The sequence below is a fragment of the Lederbergia sp. B243.17 genome, from assembly GCF_057657925.1.
The window spans coordinates 39,475-56,228 of sequence record NZ_JBWBKF010000023.1; the positions used below are offsets into that span (position 1 = coordinate 39,475).

The 16,754-nt window shown below is 47.4% G+C and carries 17 protein-coding genes and 1 riboswitch; of the genes, 12 read left to right on the top strand and 5 right to left on the bottom strand.

Annotated features, from left to right (window positions below; all coding sequences use genetic code 11):
• Positions 1–116 precede the first annotated feature (116 nt).
• Positions 117–224, top strand: a riboswitch (TPP riboswitch).
• An 86-nt stretch (positions 225–310) separates the two neighbouring features.
• From AC0TWI_RS02895 to proC, 8 genes are all read left to right on the top strand, one after another.
• On the top strand, positions 311–901 hold the full coding sequence (locus AC0TWI_RS02895; RefSeq protein WP_488124829.1) for a thiamine phosphate synthase: 591 nt from the start codon (positions 311–313) through the stop codon (positions 899–901).
• Between the two features lie 6 nt (positions 902–907).
• Positions 908–1,111, top strand: coding sequence for a sulfur carrier protein ThiS (gene thiS, locus AC0TWI_RS02900; protein WP_488124830.1), 204 nt, complete (start codon positions 908–910; stop codon positions 1,109–1,111).
• Entirely contained in the window at positions 1,112–1,879 is a 768-nt protein-coding gene (locus AC0TWI_RS02905) for a thiazole synthase (protein ID WP_488124831.1), read from the top strand. It abuts the gene before it with no gap.
• A complete protein-coding gene (locus AC0TWI_RS02910; protein WP_488124832.1) occupies positions 1,876–2,904 on the top strand; it encodes a ThiF family adenylyltransferase in 1,029 nt (342 codons plus the stop codon). The genes AC0TWI_RS02905 and AC0TWI_RS02910 overlap by 4 nt, the downstream gene beginning before the upstream one ends.
• A gap of 16 nt (positions 2,905–2,920) precedes the next feature.
• Entirely contained in the window at positions 2,921–3,637 is a 717-nt protein-coding gene (tenA, locus tag AC0TWI_RS02915) for a thiaminase II (protein WP_488124833.1), read from the top strand.
• A gap of 506 nt (positions 3,638–4,143) precedes the next feature.
• The gene (locus AC0TWI_RS02920; RefSeq protein ID WP_488124834.1) at positions 4,144–4,629 is read left to right on the top strand and encodes a GyrI-like domain-containing protein; all 486 of its coding nucleotides are present in this window, start codon (positions 4,144–4,146) and stop codon (positions 4,627–4,629) included.
• Between the two features lie 278 nt (positions 4,630–4,907).
• The gene (locus tag AC0TWI_RS02925) at positions 4,908–5,627 is read left to right on the top strand and encodes a YebC/PmpR family DNA-binding transcriptional regulator (RefSeq protein ID WP_488124835.1); all 720 of its coding nucleotides are present in this window, start codon (positions 4,908–4,910) and stop codon (positions 5,625–5,627) included.
• 72 nt (positions 5,628–5,699) lie between these two features.
• Positions 5,700–6,509: a pyrroline-5-carboxylate reductase gene (proC, locus tag AC0TWI_RS02930; protein WP_488124865.1), complete on the top strand. Its 810-nt coding sequence runs from the start codon at positions 5,700–5,702 to the stop codon at positions 6,507–6,509.
• 28 nt (positions 6,510–6,537) lie between these two features.
• Here the strand turns inward: proC and AC0TWI_RS02935 are convergent, their stop codons facing one another.
• Together AC0TWI_RS02935 and AC0TWI_RS02940 are read right to left on the bottom strand one after the other, a co-directional pair.
• Complete coding sequence (locus AC0TWI_RS02935) at positions 6,538–7,098, bottom strand: hypothetical protein (protein WP_488124836.1); 561 nt, start codon at positions 7,096–7,098, stop codon at positions 6,538–6,540.
• A gap of 173 nt (positions 7,099–7,271) precedes the next feature.
• A complete protein-coding gene (locus AC0TWI_RS02940; RefSeq protein WP_488124837.1) occupies positions 7,272–8,570 on the bottom strand; it encodes an MFS transporter in 1,299 nt (432 codons plus the stop codon).
• 94 nt (positions 8,571–8,664) lie between these two features.
• Here AC0TWI_RS02940 and AC0TWI_RS02945 point away from each other — a divergent pair, with 94 nt between their 5' ends.
• From AC0TWI_RS02945 to AC0TWI_RS02955, 3 genes are read left to right on the top strand one after another with little or no spacing between them, the layout of a single operon-like run.
• The gene (locus AC0TWI_RS02945) at positions 8,665–9,939 is read left to right on the top strand and encodes a helix-turn-helix domain-containing protein (protein ID WP_488124838.1); all 1,275 of its coding nucleotides are present in this window, start codon (positions 8,665–8,667) and stop codon (positions 9,937–9,939) included.
• An 11-nt stretch (positions 9,940–9,950) separates the two neighbouring features.
• Positions 9,951–10,328 (top strand): CidA/LrgA family protein, encoded by a 378-nt coding sequence (locus tag AC0TWI_RS02950; RefSeq protein WP_488124839.1) that lies wholly within the window; start codon positions 9,951–9,953, stop codon positions 10,326–10,328.
• Positions 10,321–11,016, top strand: a complete 696-nt coding sequence (locus AC0TWI_RS02955; RefSeq protein ID WP_488124840.1) for an LrgB family protein — start codon at positions 10,321–10,323, stop codon at positions 11,014–11,016. Before AC0TWI_RS02950 ends, AC0TWI_RS02955 begins: the two co-directional genes overlap by 8 nt.
• Positions 11,017–11,128: 112 nt before the next feature.
• On the opposite strand, the gene AC0TWI_RS02960 is transcribed toward AC0TWI_RS02955, so the two are convergent.
• The 3 genes from AC0TWI_RS02960 to AC0TWI_RS02970 form a co-directional block, all read right to left on the bottom strand.
• Entirely contained in the window at positions 11,129–11,548 is a 420-nt protein-coding gene (locus tag AC0TWI_RS02960; RefSeq protein ID WP_488124841.1) for a hypothetical protein, read from the bottom strand.
• Between the two features lie 351 nt (positions 11,549–11,899).
• Entirely contained in the window at positions 11,900–13,510 is a 1,611-nt protein-coding gene (locus AC0TWI_RS02965; RefSeq protein WP_488124842.1) for a glycoside hydrolase family 43 protein, read from the bottom strand.
• Between the two features lie 354 nt (positions 13,511–13,864).
• Positions 13,865–15,046: an ROK family transcriptional regulator gene (locus AC0TWI_RS02970; protein WP_488124843.1), complete on the bottom strand. Its 1,182-nt coding sequence runs from the start codon at positions 15,044–15,046 to the stop codon at positions 13,865–13,867.
• A gap of 324 nt (positions 15,047–15,370) precedes the next feature.
• Between AC0TWI_RS02970 and xylA the strand changes: the two genes are divergently transcribed.
• On the top strand, positions 15,371–16,696 hold the full coding sequence (gene xylA, locus AC0TWI_RS02975) for a xylose isomerase (RefSeq protein ID WP_488124844.1): 1,326 nt from the start codon (positions 15,371–15,373) through the stop codon (positions 16,694–16,696).
• The last annotated feature ends 58 nt before the right edge of the window (positions 16,697–16,754 follow it).

Consider the following 16,754-nt stretch of genomic DNA (forward strand, 5'->3'; position numbering starts at 1 on the left):
AAATCCACATTACCCCTATTACACAATACAAAAACAGATTTGTAAAGTGCATCTATTGAAAGCCTTGACAATAAAAAATGACATGGTACGATGGCTTTGAAACAACTTCATAGTTCAATAACTGCTAGGGGGGCCTTTTGAAAGGCTGAGATCAAAGTGTGACTTTGGGACTCTTCGAACCTGATCTGGTTAAAGCCAGCGGAGGGAAGTGGTGCATGGGGACGTATATCCTGATGTTTTTTTTCGTGCAGCCAACCACTATTCTTCTGAAGAGTAGTGGTTTTTATTATGCAAAAAAAGGAGGGCGGCGATGATCCATGCAGTAACGAATGATAATTGGGAGCAGAAGCGGCTTGCAGCATTTTCAAAAAAACTTCTGCCGTGGGTGGACCGGATCCATCTTCGGGAAAAACGATATTCCGAGAAGGAGACGGACTCGCTTGTGGAGACTTTTCTGAAGAGTGGAATACCTCCAAACAGGCTGATTGTTCACCATTTTCCTGAGATAGCCCACAAATACCGGCTTTATGGCGTCCATCTTCCTGAGCATATGGAAGGCATCCCGGAGCTGAAGCGCTCTTTTCCTGGGCTGAGAATCGGCCAATCCGTCCATTCGGCGGGAGCTGCCCAGCAGGCGGAGGAGGCAGGTGCAGATTATCTCTATTACGGCCATGTCTTCCTTTCCGATTCAAAGCCGGGCCACGCACCAAGGGGATTGGCGGAATTGAAGGCGCTCGTCCGGTCTGCCGCCATCCCGGTTATCGCCATCGGCGGCATCCATGCGGAAAACGCAGCGGATGTTCTTCAGACAGGAGCAGCTGGCATTGCAGCGATATCGGCGTTTTTTCCACCCGATGAATCGCTTGAAGAAGCTAGCAAACTCTCTATTTTAAGGAGGTGAGATTACGTGGAAGTGACCGTCAACGGCCAGAGACTCCAATCCCCGGATGACGTCCGGACTGTCGGAGAGCTGATCGAATTTTTAGCGGTGAAAAAGGAATTTGCCATTGTTGAGCAAAACGGCACGGTGCTGGAAAAGGGAAGCTGGAATGAGCATCCCCTAGCAGCAGGAGACAAAATCGAAATAGTCCAATTTGTAGGAGGCGGTTAAATGTCATTAAAAATCGGTCCATACACGTTCGCATCACGTTTATTTCTCGGAACAGGAAAGTTTCCGTCTGTCGCTGTCCAAAAAGAGGCTGTAGCCGCATCAGAAACGGAAGTATTGACCTTCGCCGTAAGAAGAATGAATATTTACAATCAGCAGCAGCCCAATCTGCTCGAAGAGATCGAGTTGGAAAGATTCCTATTTTTGCCGAACACTGCAGGGGCGAAAACAGCTGAAGAGGCAGTAAGGATTGCAAAGCTGGCGAAGGCTTCGGGTCTTTGCCATATGGTCAAGGTCGAAGTGTTCGGTTGTGACAAGACTCTTCTGCCGGATCCGTTCGAGACTGCGAAGGCCTGTGAACTTTTGCTTGAAGAAGGGTTCATCGTACTTCCGTACATATCCGACGACGTCATTCTGGCCAAAAGGCTGCAGGATATGGGCTGCCACGCGGTCATGCCGGCTGCTTCGCCGATCGGGTCGGGCCTTGGAATCTTGAACCCTGTGAATTTACGGATGATCATTGAAGCGGCCACAGTGCCGGTCATTGTCGACGCCGGCATCGGATCCCCAAGCGACGCCGCCTTGGCAATGGAACTAGGAGCAGATGCCGTGTTGTTAAACAGTGCCGTTTCTCGTGCGGATGATCCTGTAAAAATGGCCAAAGCGATGAAGTGGGCAGTGCGGGCCGGGCGTCTCGGATATGAAGCCGGCCGGATTCCGAAAAAGCCATTTGCCGAGCCGACAAGCCCGCTGGAGAATATTCCGTTGTGACGGCGGACCGTTATTCCAGGCAAGTGCTGTTCTCCCCGATCGGTGAAGAAGGCCAGAGGCGGCTGCTCGATTCCCATGTGATGATTGTCGGAGCAGGCGCCCTTGGCACATCCATCGCCGAAACATTGGCAAGGGCCGGGATCGGCAAGATCACGATTATCGACCGGGACTACGTCGAAGCATCCAATCTGCAGCGCCAGCAGCTTTTCACCGAAAAGGATGCGGCGGATAAGACGCCAAAAGCTGCAGCAATCAAAGCGGCGCTTGCCAGAATCAACCGGGATACCTTGATCGATGCGGTCATCGGTGAGGCTGATCCTGCCTGGCTTGAATCACGGGCGGAGACAGAGAAGTGGGACCTGATTATGGATGCGACCGATAATTTTGAGACGAGGCTGCTCATCAACGATGTTTCACAAAAATGGGGCATCCCCTGGATTTACGGAGCCTGTGTCGGATCCCAAGCGATCACCTATACGATCATCCCGGGGGAAACCCCTTGTCTCCATTGTCTGCTGGAAACACTGCCGCCCGCCGGCCTTACATGCGATACAGCGGGAATTATCTCGCCCGCCGCTCAGCTGGTGACGGCGATCCAAACGGCGGAAGCACTCAAAATCCTGACAGGCAATGAACAGGCATTGAGAAAGACAATTTATGCCGCAGATGTGTGGGAGAACACCCGAGCCGATATCAACCCGGCACCACTGAAAAAAAGGGGCTGCCCCTCTTGCGGAAAGGAGGCATCCTATCCGTACCTCCAGATGGAGAGCCGGACGAAATTTGCCGTCCTCTGCGGGAGGGACACTGTCCAAATCCGCCCGCCCAGGCCTTTTGGCAAGGAACTGGCCGAAATCTCAGATGACCTGGCTCCGGTCGTTGACAATCTGAAAAGGAATGAGTTTTTGCTCAGTTTCCGGTACAGGGGCCGTCAGTTGATATTTTTTAAAGACGGTCGGCTGTTCATCCACGGCATGAACGATATTCAGGAAGCGAAAAAAATCTATTATGAACTATTTTCGTAAAAAGGGAGGACTTTTCTTGAAATTCACAGAGAGAATGCTGGAAAAAGCACTGCCGATTTGGAGAAGGAACTACTATCATCCGTTCGTTCAGGAAATCGGAAGCGGTACGTTGGATGAAGAGAAATTTAAATTTTACATGGTCCAGGATTATCTGTACTTGATCGACTATGTGAAAATCTTTGCCATCGCTGTCGTCAAAGCCGATGAACTGCGCCATATGGAAAGATTCTCAAAAATACTCGAAGGGCACCTCCATTATGAAATGGAACTGCACCGTTCCTACGCTGCCCGCTTCGGCATTCCGCGCGAAGAACTAGAATCGGCCGAGCCGTCACCGACCGTGCTCAGCTACACGCACTATATGCTGCATGTCGCGCAAAACGGCACATTGGCAGAAGTGATGGCTGCCGTCCTCCCATGCGCATGGAGTTATTGGGAAATCGGCAAAGAACTGAGCGAAATCCCTGGCGCCGCAGAACACCCGAAATACGGCGACTGGGTCAAAACCTACTCATCTGAAGAATTCGGCGAACTCGCCTCCTGGTGCATCGACCTCATGAACGAACTCGCCGATGGCAAATCCGAAAAAGAACTCACCAAACTCGAAAAAATCTTCCTCCACACCACCAAATTCGAATACCACTTCTGGGACATGGCCTACAACCAAACCATGTGGCTGGGGGACAAAGAAAAGCGGAGGGCGCTCTCTGTCGAAGCGACCTCGAGCCCCTAGCGCCAGGAGCTGGACAAAGAAAAGCAGAAGGCGCCGGTTAGCGACGTACAGACTGGAGAAGTTGTAACGAGATAAAGGAAACACGATGAGCCTGCAAGGCGAATCGATGTTGACTTATCGTAGGCACAACTTCGAAGTCTGCTAGTCGCTGGCGTCAGGAGCTGGACAAAGAAAAGCAGAAGGCGCTCGCTTAGGGGCGAACATCTAAGGAAGAAGGCGAACTGCTCCTTCTTCCTTTCGTGTTTCCGGAGAAGCAGCTATTAATCTACCGCCATACCGCAATCAATGTACGCCTCATGCAAACAAGGTACACCAAATGAAAAATATGTACGCCTCGGGAAAAGTATCTACCACCTCAGGAAAGTTATCGACCAATTCACAGCAAATGCCGGAGCCGGTTGTCTTCTTCTTTTCCTGTTTTTTACGTGAAAGTAGGTGAATCACCTATAGATAGCGAAACTATAAATAGGGATTTATGAAGCTTCAAAGAAAGGGAGGGGATTATATTGAGTTGCGAAATTATCACGTTACCGGCCTATCGGGCAGTAGGATTAAAATGGGAGGGAACATTCTCTGAAATTGTACCAGATTTAAAAAATGTCATTCAACAAATGGAAGACCGTGCCGATGAGTTGGAGCATAGGGTGAATCCTGTTGTTCAATTAGGTCTGTCTTATCATGTAATTGAGGATGGATTCGCACATTACGCAGTATATGAAGTGAGTGAGGAGCAGGAAATACCTGATGGAATGATTGAAATAAGGGTTCCTGAATGGACGTATGTGAAGACGGCACACAATAAAGGGGAGGATGTGCAAAGGACCTATACGGATTTACATCAGTGGTTATTTGCGAGTGACTATACCGCATTTAGAGAAGCAGGTGTAGATTACTCTGACCCTTATATGCCGATTAAACATGAACATTGTCCAGTCGATCGTGATCCCAATGATCCTCATTTTGATATTTATATACCGATTGTAAAAAAATGAAGTTGTAAAGGGCAATGTATGCCTCGGCAAAAGTATCTGCCGCCTTAGAAAAGATATCCACCATCTTAGGAAGGTTACATACCGCCCAAAAGAGATATTTAGCGTCTCAACAGAGTTATCGACCAATTGGCCTCGCTATTAGAAAAAATCAGCCGGACAAAGCCGTCAAACTGCGTCAACCGCCCTAATTAGGGTATAATAAAAAAAAGGTTGTGTCCGTCCTTATTTAGGTTTACTATTCTTGATGTACATTTTCTAGTGAAAGCGAGTGTTTATAGATGGGTCGTAAATGGAACAATATCAAGGAAAAGAAAGCATCCAAAGATGCGAATACGAGCCGAATTTATGCGAAATTTGGTCGTGAAATTTATGTTGCGGCCAAGCAGGGAGAGCCGGATCCAGAATCCAACCAGGCGCTGAAAGTCGTTCTTGAGCGCGCGAAAACATACAGCGTGCCGAAAACGATTATTGACCGCGCAATTGAGAAGGCAAAGGGCGGCGCCGAAGAAAACTATGACGAGCTCCGCTACGAAGGGTTCGGCCCGAACGGATCAATGGTAATCGTTGATGCGTTGACGAATAACGTGAACCGGACTGCATCCGAAGTTCGTGCGGCTTTCGGCAAAAACGGCGGAAACATGGGTGTCAGCGGTTCGGTGGCATATATGTTCGATGCGACAGCGGTAATCGGCATCGAAGGCAAGACAGCCGACGAAGTGCTGGAAATCCTGATGGAAGCCGATGTTGATGCCCGCGATATCCTGGAAGAGGAAGATGCGGTTATCATTTACGCGGAGCCTGATCAATTTCATGCCGTACAAGAGGCGTTGAAAGATGCCGGAATCACCGAGTTTACGGTAGCCGAATTAACAATGCTTGCCCAAAATCATATTGAGCTTCCGGAAGATGCCCAGGCGCAATTCGAAAAAATGATCGATGTGCTTGAGGATCTGGAAGATGTGAGCCAGGTTTATCACAACGTCGACCTCGGCGAATAAAAAAATGACCGGATGAGCCGCCATGCTTATCCGGTCATTTTAATTGGACGATGAAGGAGAAGGATTGCGTTGATTGAGAAAAAAATTGGATTTATCGGTGCCGGAAAAATGGCAGGGGCTATTATCGGCGGCATCATGAATAGTAAGCTTGTCCAGCCGGAGAACATCATGGCTAGCGCCAAGTCACAAGCCACAGTTGATTCGCTGCACTCTGCGTTCAATATCAGCACAACCCGCTGCAATCGGGAAGTGGCGGAATGGGCGGATGTGCTCATTCTTGCAGTTGAACCCGGCCTTCACGGTACTATCATTGAGGAAATCAGTGAGAGCACAAAGAAGGAGGCAGTCGTGATCACGATTGCTGCAGGCATTACACTCGAATTTTTGGAGAAAGCATTCGGCCGTTCGATTAAAGCGGTACGGGTCATGCCGAACACGCCGTCGCTCGTCGGCGAAGGAATGAGTGCCCTCTGTGCGAATCAAAATGTTACGGAGGAAGAACTGTCGATAGTCGTAGAAATTTTTGAAAGCTGCGGCAGGGCTGTCGTCCTTGAAGAAAGACTGATGGATGCGGTGCCCGCAATCAGCGGTTCTTCTCCCGCCTACGCTTACATGTTCATCGAGGCCCTGGCGGATGGCGGTGTTAAGTCCGGTCTCCCGCGAGAATTGGCGTATAAAATGGCTGCCCAGGCTGTTTTAGGCGCTGCAAAAATGGTGCTGGAAACGGGTCTCCATCCGGGCATCCTGAAAGACCAGGTGTGCACGCCGGGAGGGTCGACGATCGAAGCTGTGGCAGAATTGGAGAAACAGGGCTTCCGCGCAAGCGTGCTTTCCGCGATGGATCGCTGCACGGAAAAGGTGAAAAAACTGTCGGGGGAATAATGAAAAGTCAGATGGAGAATGTCCTTTGTCAATCTGCCTCCATTAATAAGTCTTGGAAAACTTCTGTTTCATCTTTATAAATCTTCAGCATGAAATACATTAAAATTGTCATTGAAAATAATAGGGAATTCTCTTTGATTTCCTCTTCAAATTGAAAGGTTGCATGGAGATCCCTTTTCTTTTTTTGGATAAACGCCACGGGGTGTTTCTCAATTCTCAACTCGACATCACGGCTCCAATTTTCCTCGAAGGAGATATGCCTGTCACCGATCTTGCCGGTTACACAAAAGTACAGAAAGTTATTGCCGAGCTTATCCTTCAATTCCAACTCTTGTCCGTCTGCTATCACGCCATATTTGGCCATCATAAACCGTGACAGGCCGCCTTTTTTGATGCCGACTGTCACTTTCGCCTGCCCGTCCGCCGGAGAATATGAGAATACATGGTTTTTTTCGTACCCCGGAACCGTCTCCCGCCTGATAAGACCGATATCCTGACCGTTTTCATTTCGCAAAGGAAGGCTTTTATCTTTACTAAAGAAGATCGCATCCCGCAAAGCATACAACTGCATCCGGCTCACCTTTTCCAATAGGTTGTTCCCTTTCTTACGTTTGACAGAGAAAAAGGTTTCGGATACAGAAGCAGAGCCATATCTTTTGAAAAGCGCTTATATGAATGAAATCGATAAAAAAGATAGCCGTATACCGCCAATTTTCGGCTGGGTATACGGCTATTTTCCTTATTAATTCATTTAATGAGCACTCAGGATAAGGTTCCGCTCACTGCCGTTTTTTTCCTATCAGCCAATTCAGGATAGGCTTCCCGAACTACGGACGGCCGGGCAAGGAACAAGACAACGAGCACGAGAGCTGCGGCAGAGATGAGCAGAACCCATTGGGCAGGCAGGATGTCATATAGGAATCCGTACAGCACCATTCCGATCGGCATTAAGGCCATGGCGGAAGCTTCCAGTATTGAAAATACTCTTCCCTTATAATCATCATCAATTGTCTTTTGAAACATGACTTGCAGTGGAGTATTGACGACAATCACCAGGCTGCCTAAGGAGAACATCAGCAGCAAATAAAAGCCGAGGGAGGCTGCATATGGAATTGGAACGAGTAACGGAACCGATACCGCACCAATCGTCACACCCATCCCGATGATGCCCCTTTTAGAGACGATCAGCGGATAGCGAACTTCTTTCCGGATGGAGAAATAGATTGACATGAGCAGCATCCCGACAGCAAAAGCCCCTTGAGTAAACCCGAAATGCGAGGAATCGATCTTCAGCATTTCGATTAGTACATAGGAATAGCCGACTTCAAAAGCGCCGATCAGGAAATTGATCAGCAGGCTGATCGTAATGATGACTACCAAGATTGATTGGAGTCGGACATAGGACAAACCGGCCTTCATACTTTGCCACATCGACTCTGCAGGCGCGTCTTTGGCTTTTTCCTTCCGATCAGCAAACAAATTGAAGTTCATCGTCGCTTCGAGGACGACGGCGATGAGGGATGCCCCCATATAGATGATCAGAAAAACGGGCATTGAAACGGCGCCGTACATCAGACCGCCGATTGCAGGGCTGCCGATCGAGGCAAAGGAAATCGACATCTGGTTCAAGGACATTGCTTTCTGGATCCTCTCTTTATCCACAAGCCCAGTAATCGAAGAAGTGAACGTCACCCCTGAGAATGCCGAAGCAATGGAGAGCAGGGCAGTCGCCGTATAAATGGCCGGCAAGGATATCCCTTTGAGCACAATAATTGCAAGCAGTCCGCCAATTACGGCAGTAGTCGCCAACTGGGACAAAATAACGATCTTTTTCCTCGAATATCGGTCAGCCGCATATCCGGCAAACGGAGAAACAATTGTCCGCGGCAAAATATTGCAAATCAGGTTCATTGCGAAACTGCTGGCAGAGCCGGTCGTCTGCAAAATGTAAAAGCTGATTGCAAATGCATAAACCTGAGCTCCAAACGTGGAAATCAGCTTGCTTGTCGTAAATGTCCACAAATGATAGGTCGCCTTTTTCAGCTTCAGTTCCTCATCCATTATAACTCCCCATTTCAAAAGTTTAATTTGATTAAACAAAGGATAACACAGGAAAACTTTCCTTTCAAGAAAAAGTTTAATATAATTAAACTATATGCTGGAGGTGTGCCAAATCAAAACGTTAGGTGAAACAATCCGCAGTTTGCGGAAAGAAAATAATATGACATTAGAGGCATTGGCAGGACCCAATCTTTCAAAGGGCATGCTAAGCCTAATTGAAAACAATAAGGCAAATCCCTCAATGGAGAGCCTGAATTATATAGCGGGGCGTCTTGGTATTGAAGTTGCCGACCTGCTCGATAACGGCAGCATGAAGGAACTGCAGTCATTATTAGAGAAAGCAGAACGGCTTGTGCATGTCGGTTTCATGGAGGAAAAGAAAGAGCATCAAGAGGAGCTTGAGTTGATTGGGCCGTATCTTGATAAGCTGGTCTCGGGTTATGAGGCTGCACGTCTGCTTGAAATTTACAGCATCAGTCTTTTCCGGGTTCAGGATCAAGGCTGGGAGGAATACGCGGATCGGGCAGCCGCCTTGTATGACAGCATGAATATGTCTTCTAAACGGACGGATATCGCTGTTTTCCGCTCGGATGTTGCATTCATCCATCATCAGTATGAAAGGGCATTGGAGATCTTATTAGAGGAGCGGAAGGAACTCGAAGCACGATATGCTTATTTCGAGCCGCTCAGCCGGATTGACTTGGATTATTATGAATCGATCTTGCATTATGCGGTAGGGAATTTCGAAAGGGCCCATGAAGTGATGGAACAGGCAATCGCTTATTCGAAGGAACAGCGGATTTTTTACCGGATTGATGACCTGTACCGGATTGCTGCTGCTCATGCCAGCATTGAAGAGAATGAGGAAAAACTGGAATATTATTTAAAGAAGCTTAAAGAATACGGCAAGTTTACCGACGACGATTTTGCCCTCGTCTTCAGTGACCTCATTCTTATTGAGGCGCTGGTCGAGAAGGAAGAATATGAAGAGGCGCTGGAGAGATTGGATGCATTACAGAAGAATGAGGATAATAAAATCCTGAACCGGTATTTTGCTTTGGGAAGAGGGAAAGCCTTGTATCATTTGGGGCACCCTGCAGAGGCCTTGGAATACTTGCAACAGGTAGACATACCGGATTATTTGCATCACCCGTTCGATCTGTCGACTCTCTATACGTCATTTTCGTACCAGGCGTTGTGCAAGCTGGAGCTGGGGGAAATGGACGACGCTTTCCGTCTTGCAGAGCTTGCCCTTGAAAAGGTGAATGAGTTCCCTTTTGCACCTTATCATCAATTTATCCAAAAGACCGCAGAAGAGGTTCGGTCAGCATGTGGGAATAAAAAATCGAATTCCAGTCAGAAGAAATAGAGGCGAGTGAAGTGAAAGCAGTAAAATGGATCGGGCAAATCGGCATTCTATTCGTCTTTTATTATATCGGTACAGGGATTCAGCTATTGACGGGCTTGCCGGTGCCAGGGAGCATCATCGGCATGCTCCTGCTCTTATTCCTGCTTTTGTCGGGAAAGGTGAAGGAGAATATTGCAGATCGTGCGGCAACGCTGCTTATCCAATACATGCCGCTCCTTTTTTTGCCGGTAACGGTCGGCGTGATGGTCTATTTTGATCTGTTCAAGGGAAGAGGGGCTTGGCTGATTGCAGCGGTCCTCGCAAGCACAGCGATCGTCATGTTGAGCGCCGGCTGGGTTTCACAGCTGCTGGCAGCCCGTAAGGACAGGGAGGAAGAACACCATGGATAATTCTTTTGGAAAGCTGGGGGCGCTCCTCCTGACGATCGGTATCTTCTTCTTTTCAAAATGGCTGAATAAAAAGCTGCCAAACCCATTGACCTTGCCAATCCTTACGGCGACCGTTGGGATCATCGTCATCTTGCTTGTTTTCAACGTTCCATATGAGGAGTATATCGCGGGAGCAAAATGGATTGATCTGTTCCTCGGTCCCGCTGTTGTTGCCCTCGCTTATCCGCTCTACCAGCAGCGCCATGTACTGAAGCGATATGCCGCCGCGGTCGCTGCCGGTGTGTTTGCCGGGGCAGCCGCTGGCACAGCGAGTGGATTGCTGTTCGGCATGTGGATCGGGATCGACCGGCTGACCATCGTGGCGATGCTGCCCAAATCGGTGACATCGCCGGTTGCGATGGACATTGCCCGCGAGTTCCATGCATCCCCATCCTTGGCGGTTACGTTTGTCATGATTGCCGGAATCAGCGGCGCAGTGGCCGGGCCGTTCCTGATGGACAAGCTTGGCATCTCCCATTCGCTCGCGCGGGGACTCGGCATGGGAAGTGCCGCCCATGCGATCGGGACGGCGAAATTGATGGAAATGGATGAAAGGGAAGGGGCAGCGAGTTCGGTCGCGATGGTGCTGAGCGCGATGATCGTTTCGGTGATCATCCCGATTCTGATCGGATTGTTTCTTCCAGCATGAACAAAGCCCCCGATGCGCGCATCGAGGGCTTGTTCTGTGTTCAATAAGCTAAAGACAGCAAGCATGATCAATATTTTGAACTTCAGCAAACAGAACTATTAAATGGCTAGTATTATTTATTCAATTCCTTATATAAAACATATTTCAAAGCAGAAATTTCATCTTCAGACAGTTTGCCTTCAACTTCGGATAATACTTCATCCTTACTAATTGAACCATTTTGTGCTTGTTCCTGAATTTCAAGTAAGCGATTAATGCCTACTTTTTTTATTAGCACACGTGTCGCTTCTTCCTTAGTTTGGAAGGGAAGAGTATCCGGATTTGTAGTTGCTGCCTCGCTTACAATTTCTTGAACCTGCGAATCGTTCTCGATGTAGGATTTTACTTCTTCTAGCTTTTCGTCATCTAAAGTAGATTCCACTTTTTCGATTATTTTTTCGGACGCGATATTTGTCCCAAAATGCCATACAGCATAGCCAGCTGCTCCGAGTAAAACAAGAACTATTGCAGTAATTATTAAAAACTTTTTCATCAACTCACTCCAGACACTATGAATATAGCACAACTCTCAATAACCACGAAGAGAAAATGTTTTCTATAATTGGTTACGAATATTAGTGGACACAGAGCAGATAAGTTATTCACCCTACTATAGATATAGCATAATTAACTATTGGATGTATATCAATAGTTCCATCTGAGTGCTTGTTCCACAAACGGGCGCGGTTGTTGAGTAACATTATTTTAAAGAATTCTCGATTCAAAAAGACGGAATTCCAACACAGGCGATAAACAGAATTTCCATAAGGAAAAGGATTTACAAGGACTTGACTTTCCTGCTTAAACAAGACCCCGATGCTGCGCGCATCGGGGTCTTGTTCTGTCATTGTTCAGCAGGCCTGTAGGTAAAATAATCGAAATCTGCGTGAAGCCCGCGGCCGGACGTGTCCTGGCACTGCATGCCGACAAACGCTCCGGTGAAAAAGCCGCCGCCCTGGATATAGTCATCGGACAACTTATAGGATTCGAAAGTGACTGGAATGTCTGTCCATTTTTTACCGTCAAACGAGTAGGAATATTGATAGGTTCCCGTGTTGACATTCACACGAAGATACACATTTTCGACTTCTTCCGGAATAGTGATTTCACTACCTTGGAGCGGCTGAGCAAAAGTAAAATTATCGGATGTCATCAGCTCGAGAATCCGTCCTTTTCCTTCATTCCAGGTCATCTGAAGGGACGTCCAGTTCTGGGTATTGTAATAGTTCACGAGACCAGCAGATTGCTGGAATGTTTCCGGACGGAACGATACCTTTGTCTCGGCTGTGAAATTGAAATGCTGCCAGCGCCTGGCGACAAAGGCCTGCGTGAATTTGGATGTGAGCGATTCTTTTCCATAAAGCCGCAAGTGACCTGGGCGGTCCGTGAGCGAAAGAATGTTTTCGCCGAGAGGAATCCTCAATGTCTGGAAGTCGAGAGAAAGGGCCTCTGAGTCGAAATCATCTTTCTCCCCAGGTTGATCCCATATTACTTCTTGGATGGCCGGTCCTTCTATTTCCATCGCCGGACGATTTCCCCCCACAACATACGGCCAATCATCCTTCCATTCTAGACGCTGGATCGCGGTCTCCCGGCCAAGCGGGCAATAGCCCCGCGGATCCAACAAAGGCTGTCCTTCCCGCGGCAATGGCCTTCCGGTCAAGTGAACGAGAAACCATTCGTCGGTATGGGTTTGGACAATGGAAGCGTGACCCGCTTTCTGTAAAGGAATTCGCGGATGGGCAAATGAACTGATCAATGGATTGTCCGGATGGACTTCATAAGGACCGCGGAGATTTTTTGAGCGGGCGAAGGTCGCCTGATGGTCATATTTTGTTCCGCCTTCTGCTGTCAGCAAATAATAGTATCCATTGATCTTATAGAGATGCGGAGCCTCCGTCAGCATGATATCGGTTCCTTTAAAGATCACTTCCGCTTCTCCAATCAACCTTCCTTTCTCATGATCATATTCCTGGAGGACAATCCCGTAGAAGTTATGGTGGCCAACACGGTGGTCCCACAGCATGTTAACAAGATATTTTCTTCCATCCTCGTCATGGAAAAGGGAAGGATCAAAGCCTGAACTATTAAGAAATACTGGCTCCGACCAGTCGCCGTCTATTGAATCGGAGGTAACAAGATAATTGTGGCAGTCCTTCCATTGCCCTTCTGTAACCTTCACATCTGTATAAATCAGCCAGAACTTCCCGTCAGCATAGGACAGCTGCGGTGCCCAAACCCCGCCTGAGTCGGGATTCCCCATCATGTTCAGCTGGCTGAGACGATTCAGCGGCCGTGAAACAAGCCGCCAGTTTTTTAAATCTTTCGAGTGGAAAATACCGACACCAGGAAACCATTCAAATGTGGAAACGGCAATATAGTAATCTTCCCCTGCACGGCAAATACTAGGATCTGGATGAAAGCCAGGTAAAATCGGATTGCGAATTGTTGACAATTTCCTCACCTCTATGTATGTTTGGAAAAATCAGCTTACATATACCGACTTGAAAAGCGATACGCCTCTAGTATTATTTAGACGGATATTGCGGACCTCTTGACGATCGAAACGGTCACAAAGCCATGTATGGCCATGTTAGGTTCACTTGCAAAAGTCACGTCCTCCTATAGCCAGGCAAGCACACCTCCTATTTTTGATAAAAGGTAAGGGTTTCCAATGTTTCTGATCAGATTGCAAGAAGACACTAGTAACCTTTAAGGGAAGTATAGCGGAATATAGTTTGTCTGATCAACAAACAAAGAAGTCTGAAGAAAGAATGCAGTACCCGAGGAGTGCATTCTTTCTCAAGTTTTAGTTTTGCTGAAAAGATTTTGTATGAAAATTTTCAACTGTGAATGCGGCCATTCCGAGCGCACTCGAATGGGTAGATAATTCCGAGAAGGCAACGCTTAGATCCTTCTTCTGGAACGATAAAATTTGATCTAGGCGCTTGGATAGGGAAGGGGAAAGCCATTTCTCCGCGGATGCCATTCGATTGCCGATCAAGACTAAATCAGGGTTAAAGATGTTCACGATATTATTCAACCCAACTCCTAAATAGTCGCCCACATTTTCAAAAAGGGCAATGGTCTCTTGATTTCCTTCATCTGCGAGAACCAAGAGACTTTCCAAGGAAAACTCAACAGATCGGTCAAGCAGCCCCGACTTTTGAGCTTCTTCTTCAAGCACCTGCTCAGAAGCATATAGTTCCCAGCAGCCTCGATTGCCGCAGCGGCATTCTTTTCCATCCACTTCGATTGTCATATGTCCAAGCTCGCCTGAAAAACCATTGATTCCTCTGTAAAGCTGGCCGCCCAGTACCATTCCGACACCAATTCCGATTCCGACACTGACATAGATGATGTTATCGGCAGTTTTGCCGGCGCCAAATTTCTTTTCGCCATATGCCCCGGCGTTCGCCTCGTTTTCAATGATTACCGGCAAATGGTATCGTTCTTCAACAATCTGTTGCAGGTGGATATTTTTCCACCCAAGATTCGGTGCAAGCAAAATATTGCCTTCATTGCTGACGATTCCCGGGACGCCGATGCCAATGCCGACAATTCCGTAAGGGCTGTCTGGAGCAAAGGACATTAAGGAGTCGATTAGAAGAAAAATCTTCTCTTTTATTTCTTCAAAATTTAAATTTTTGTATTTGATTAACTTTTCCTCGTATATGTTTCCCTGCAGGTCGGTCAGCACCCCGAGCAGATAATTGACTCCCAGGTCAATGCCGATTGAGTAGCCTGCGATCTTGTTGAAATGAAGCATGACCGGACGGCGGCCGCCGCTTGATTTTCCGGGGCCGGATTCATATATGAAATGTTCTTCAATCAATTCACTCACCAGCGAGGAGACCGTCCCTTTATTCAATCCTGTTGTATAGGCAATATCTGCCCTCGATATGGCATCATTGTTTTGAATGGTTTCCAACACTAATTGTTTATTCTCTTTTTTCACGACATGCTGATTCCATGTTTGGGTTGGTTTCATGTAGCGCTTCAACTCATTTCTAAGGTATTGAAACTGCAGGAAGGTGTCCTAATCTTCGTTTTTCTATTTTTATAATAGCATAAATCAATTAAAGAAATATTGTTTATCCATCTAACAAACAAATGAAAATACTAACCATAGAATAGATAAGGGAGAAATTTAGGAAAGAGAGTAAGGCAATTTGAAATGAAACCTTAATGCTCTTACGTAGCCAGTATACATTTAGATTAAACTTAGTTTATTCGATAGACAAACAAAATCTAGGTTGCTATAATGAAAATGAAAGCATTTTCAGAATATCATTTCAATTCAGGGAGGAAGACCATGGCATACTTTAACGAAATTAGCTCAATACAATACGAAGGCCCGACATCAAAAAATCCTTATGCATTTAAATTTTACAATCCTGAAGAGGTAATCGGCGGGAAAACAATGGAGGAAATCCTTCGCTTCGGCGTTGCCTACTGGCATACATTCACGATGGATGGCTCCGATCCATTCGGCGCGGGAACGATGGTCCGACCTTGGGATCGGCTGTCCGGATTGGACTTGGCAAAAGCACGTGTTGAAGCGGCTTTTGAATTATTTGAAAAGCTGAACGTTCCTTTCTTCTGCTTCCATGATGTTGACATTGCACCTGAGGGGGACAGCTTGCGCGAGACGAACCAAAACCTGGATACGATTGTAGCGATGATCAAGGATTACATGAAAGACAGCAAAACGAAGCTGCTCTGGAACACGGCGAATAACTTCACGAACCCCCGGTTTGTCCATGGGGCTGCCACCTCCCCGAATGCCGATGTGTTCGCTTATTCTGCGGCCAAGGTGAAAAAGGGCTTGGAAATCGGCAAGGAGCTCGGCGCTGAAAACTTTGTTTTCTGGGGCGGCCGTGAAGGCTATGAGACGCTGCTCAATACCGATATGAAGTTGGAGCAGGACAATTTGGGCCGGTTCTTCCATATGGCTGTCGACTATGCCAAAGAAATCGGATTTGATGCGCAGTTCCTGATCGAACCGAAGCCGAAAGAGCCAACGACCCACCAATATGATTTTGATGTGGCGACAGCACACGCCTTCCTTCAGGCCTATGATCTTGCCGATCATTTTAAATTTAATATTGAAGCCAACCATGCCACCCTTGCTGGTCACACCTTCGAGCATGAGCTGCGGTATGCACGCATTAACGGGATGCTCGGATCGGTCGATGCCAACCAGGGAGACCCGCTGATCGGCTGGGATACCGATGAGTTTCCGACAGACTTATATTCCACTACTCTCGCTATGTATGAGATCTTGAAGAACGACGGTCTCGGTCGCGGGGGATTGAACTTCGATGCAAAAGTGCGCCGCGGCTCTTTTGAACCGGAAGATTTGTTCCACGCCCATATTGCCGGCATGGACAGTTTTGCCGCCGGATTGGTCATCGCTCAAAAACTGATTGACGACCAGGTATTTGAAAAGGTGATCGAGGAACGGTACAGCAGCTATCAGGAGGGAATCGGCAAAGAAATCCTGGACGGAAAAGCAGACTTCCATTCTCTCGAAAAGCATGCGCTTGAACTGACGGACATCAAGCATCAATCCGGACACCAGGAACAGATCAAAGCATTGATCAATCAATATATGCTGACTGCCTTTGCCGGCAAGTGAAGCAGGATGGGAATCTGAATAGTTCAGATTCCTGTCTTCATTTTTGATGAATTGGAGG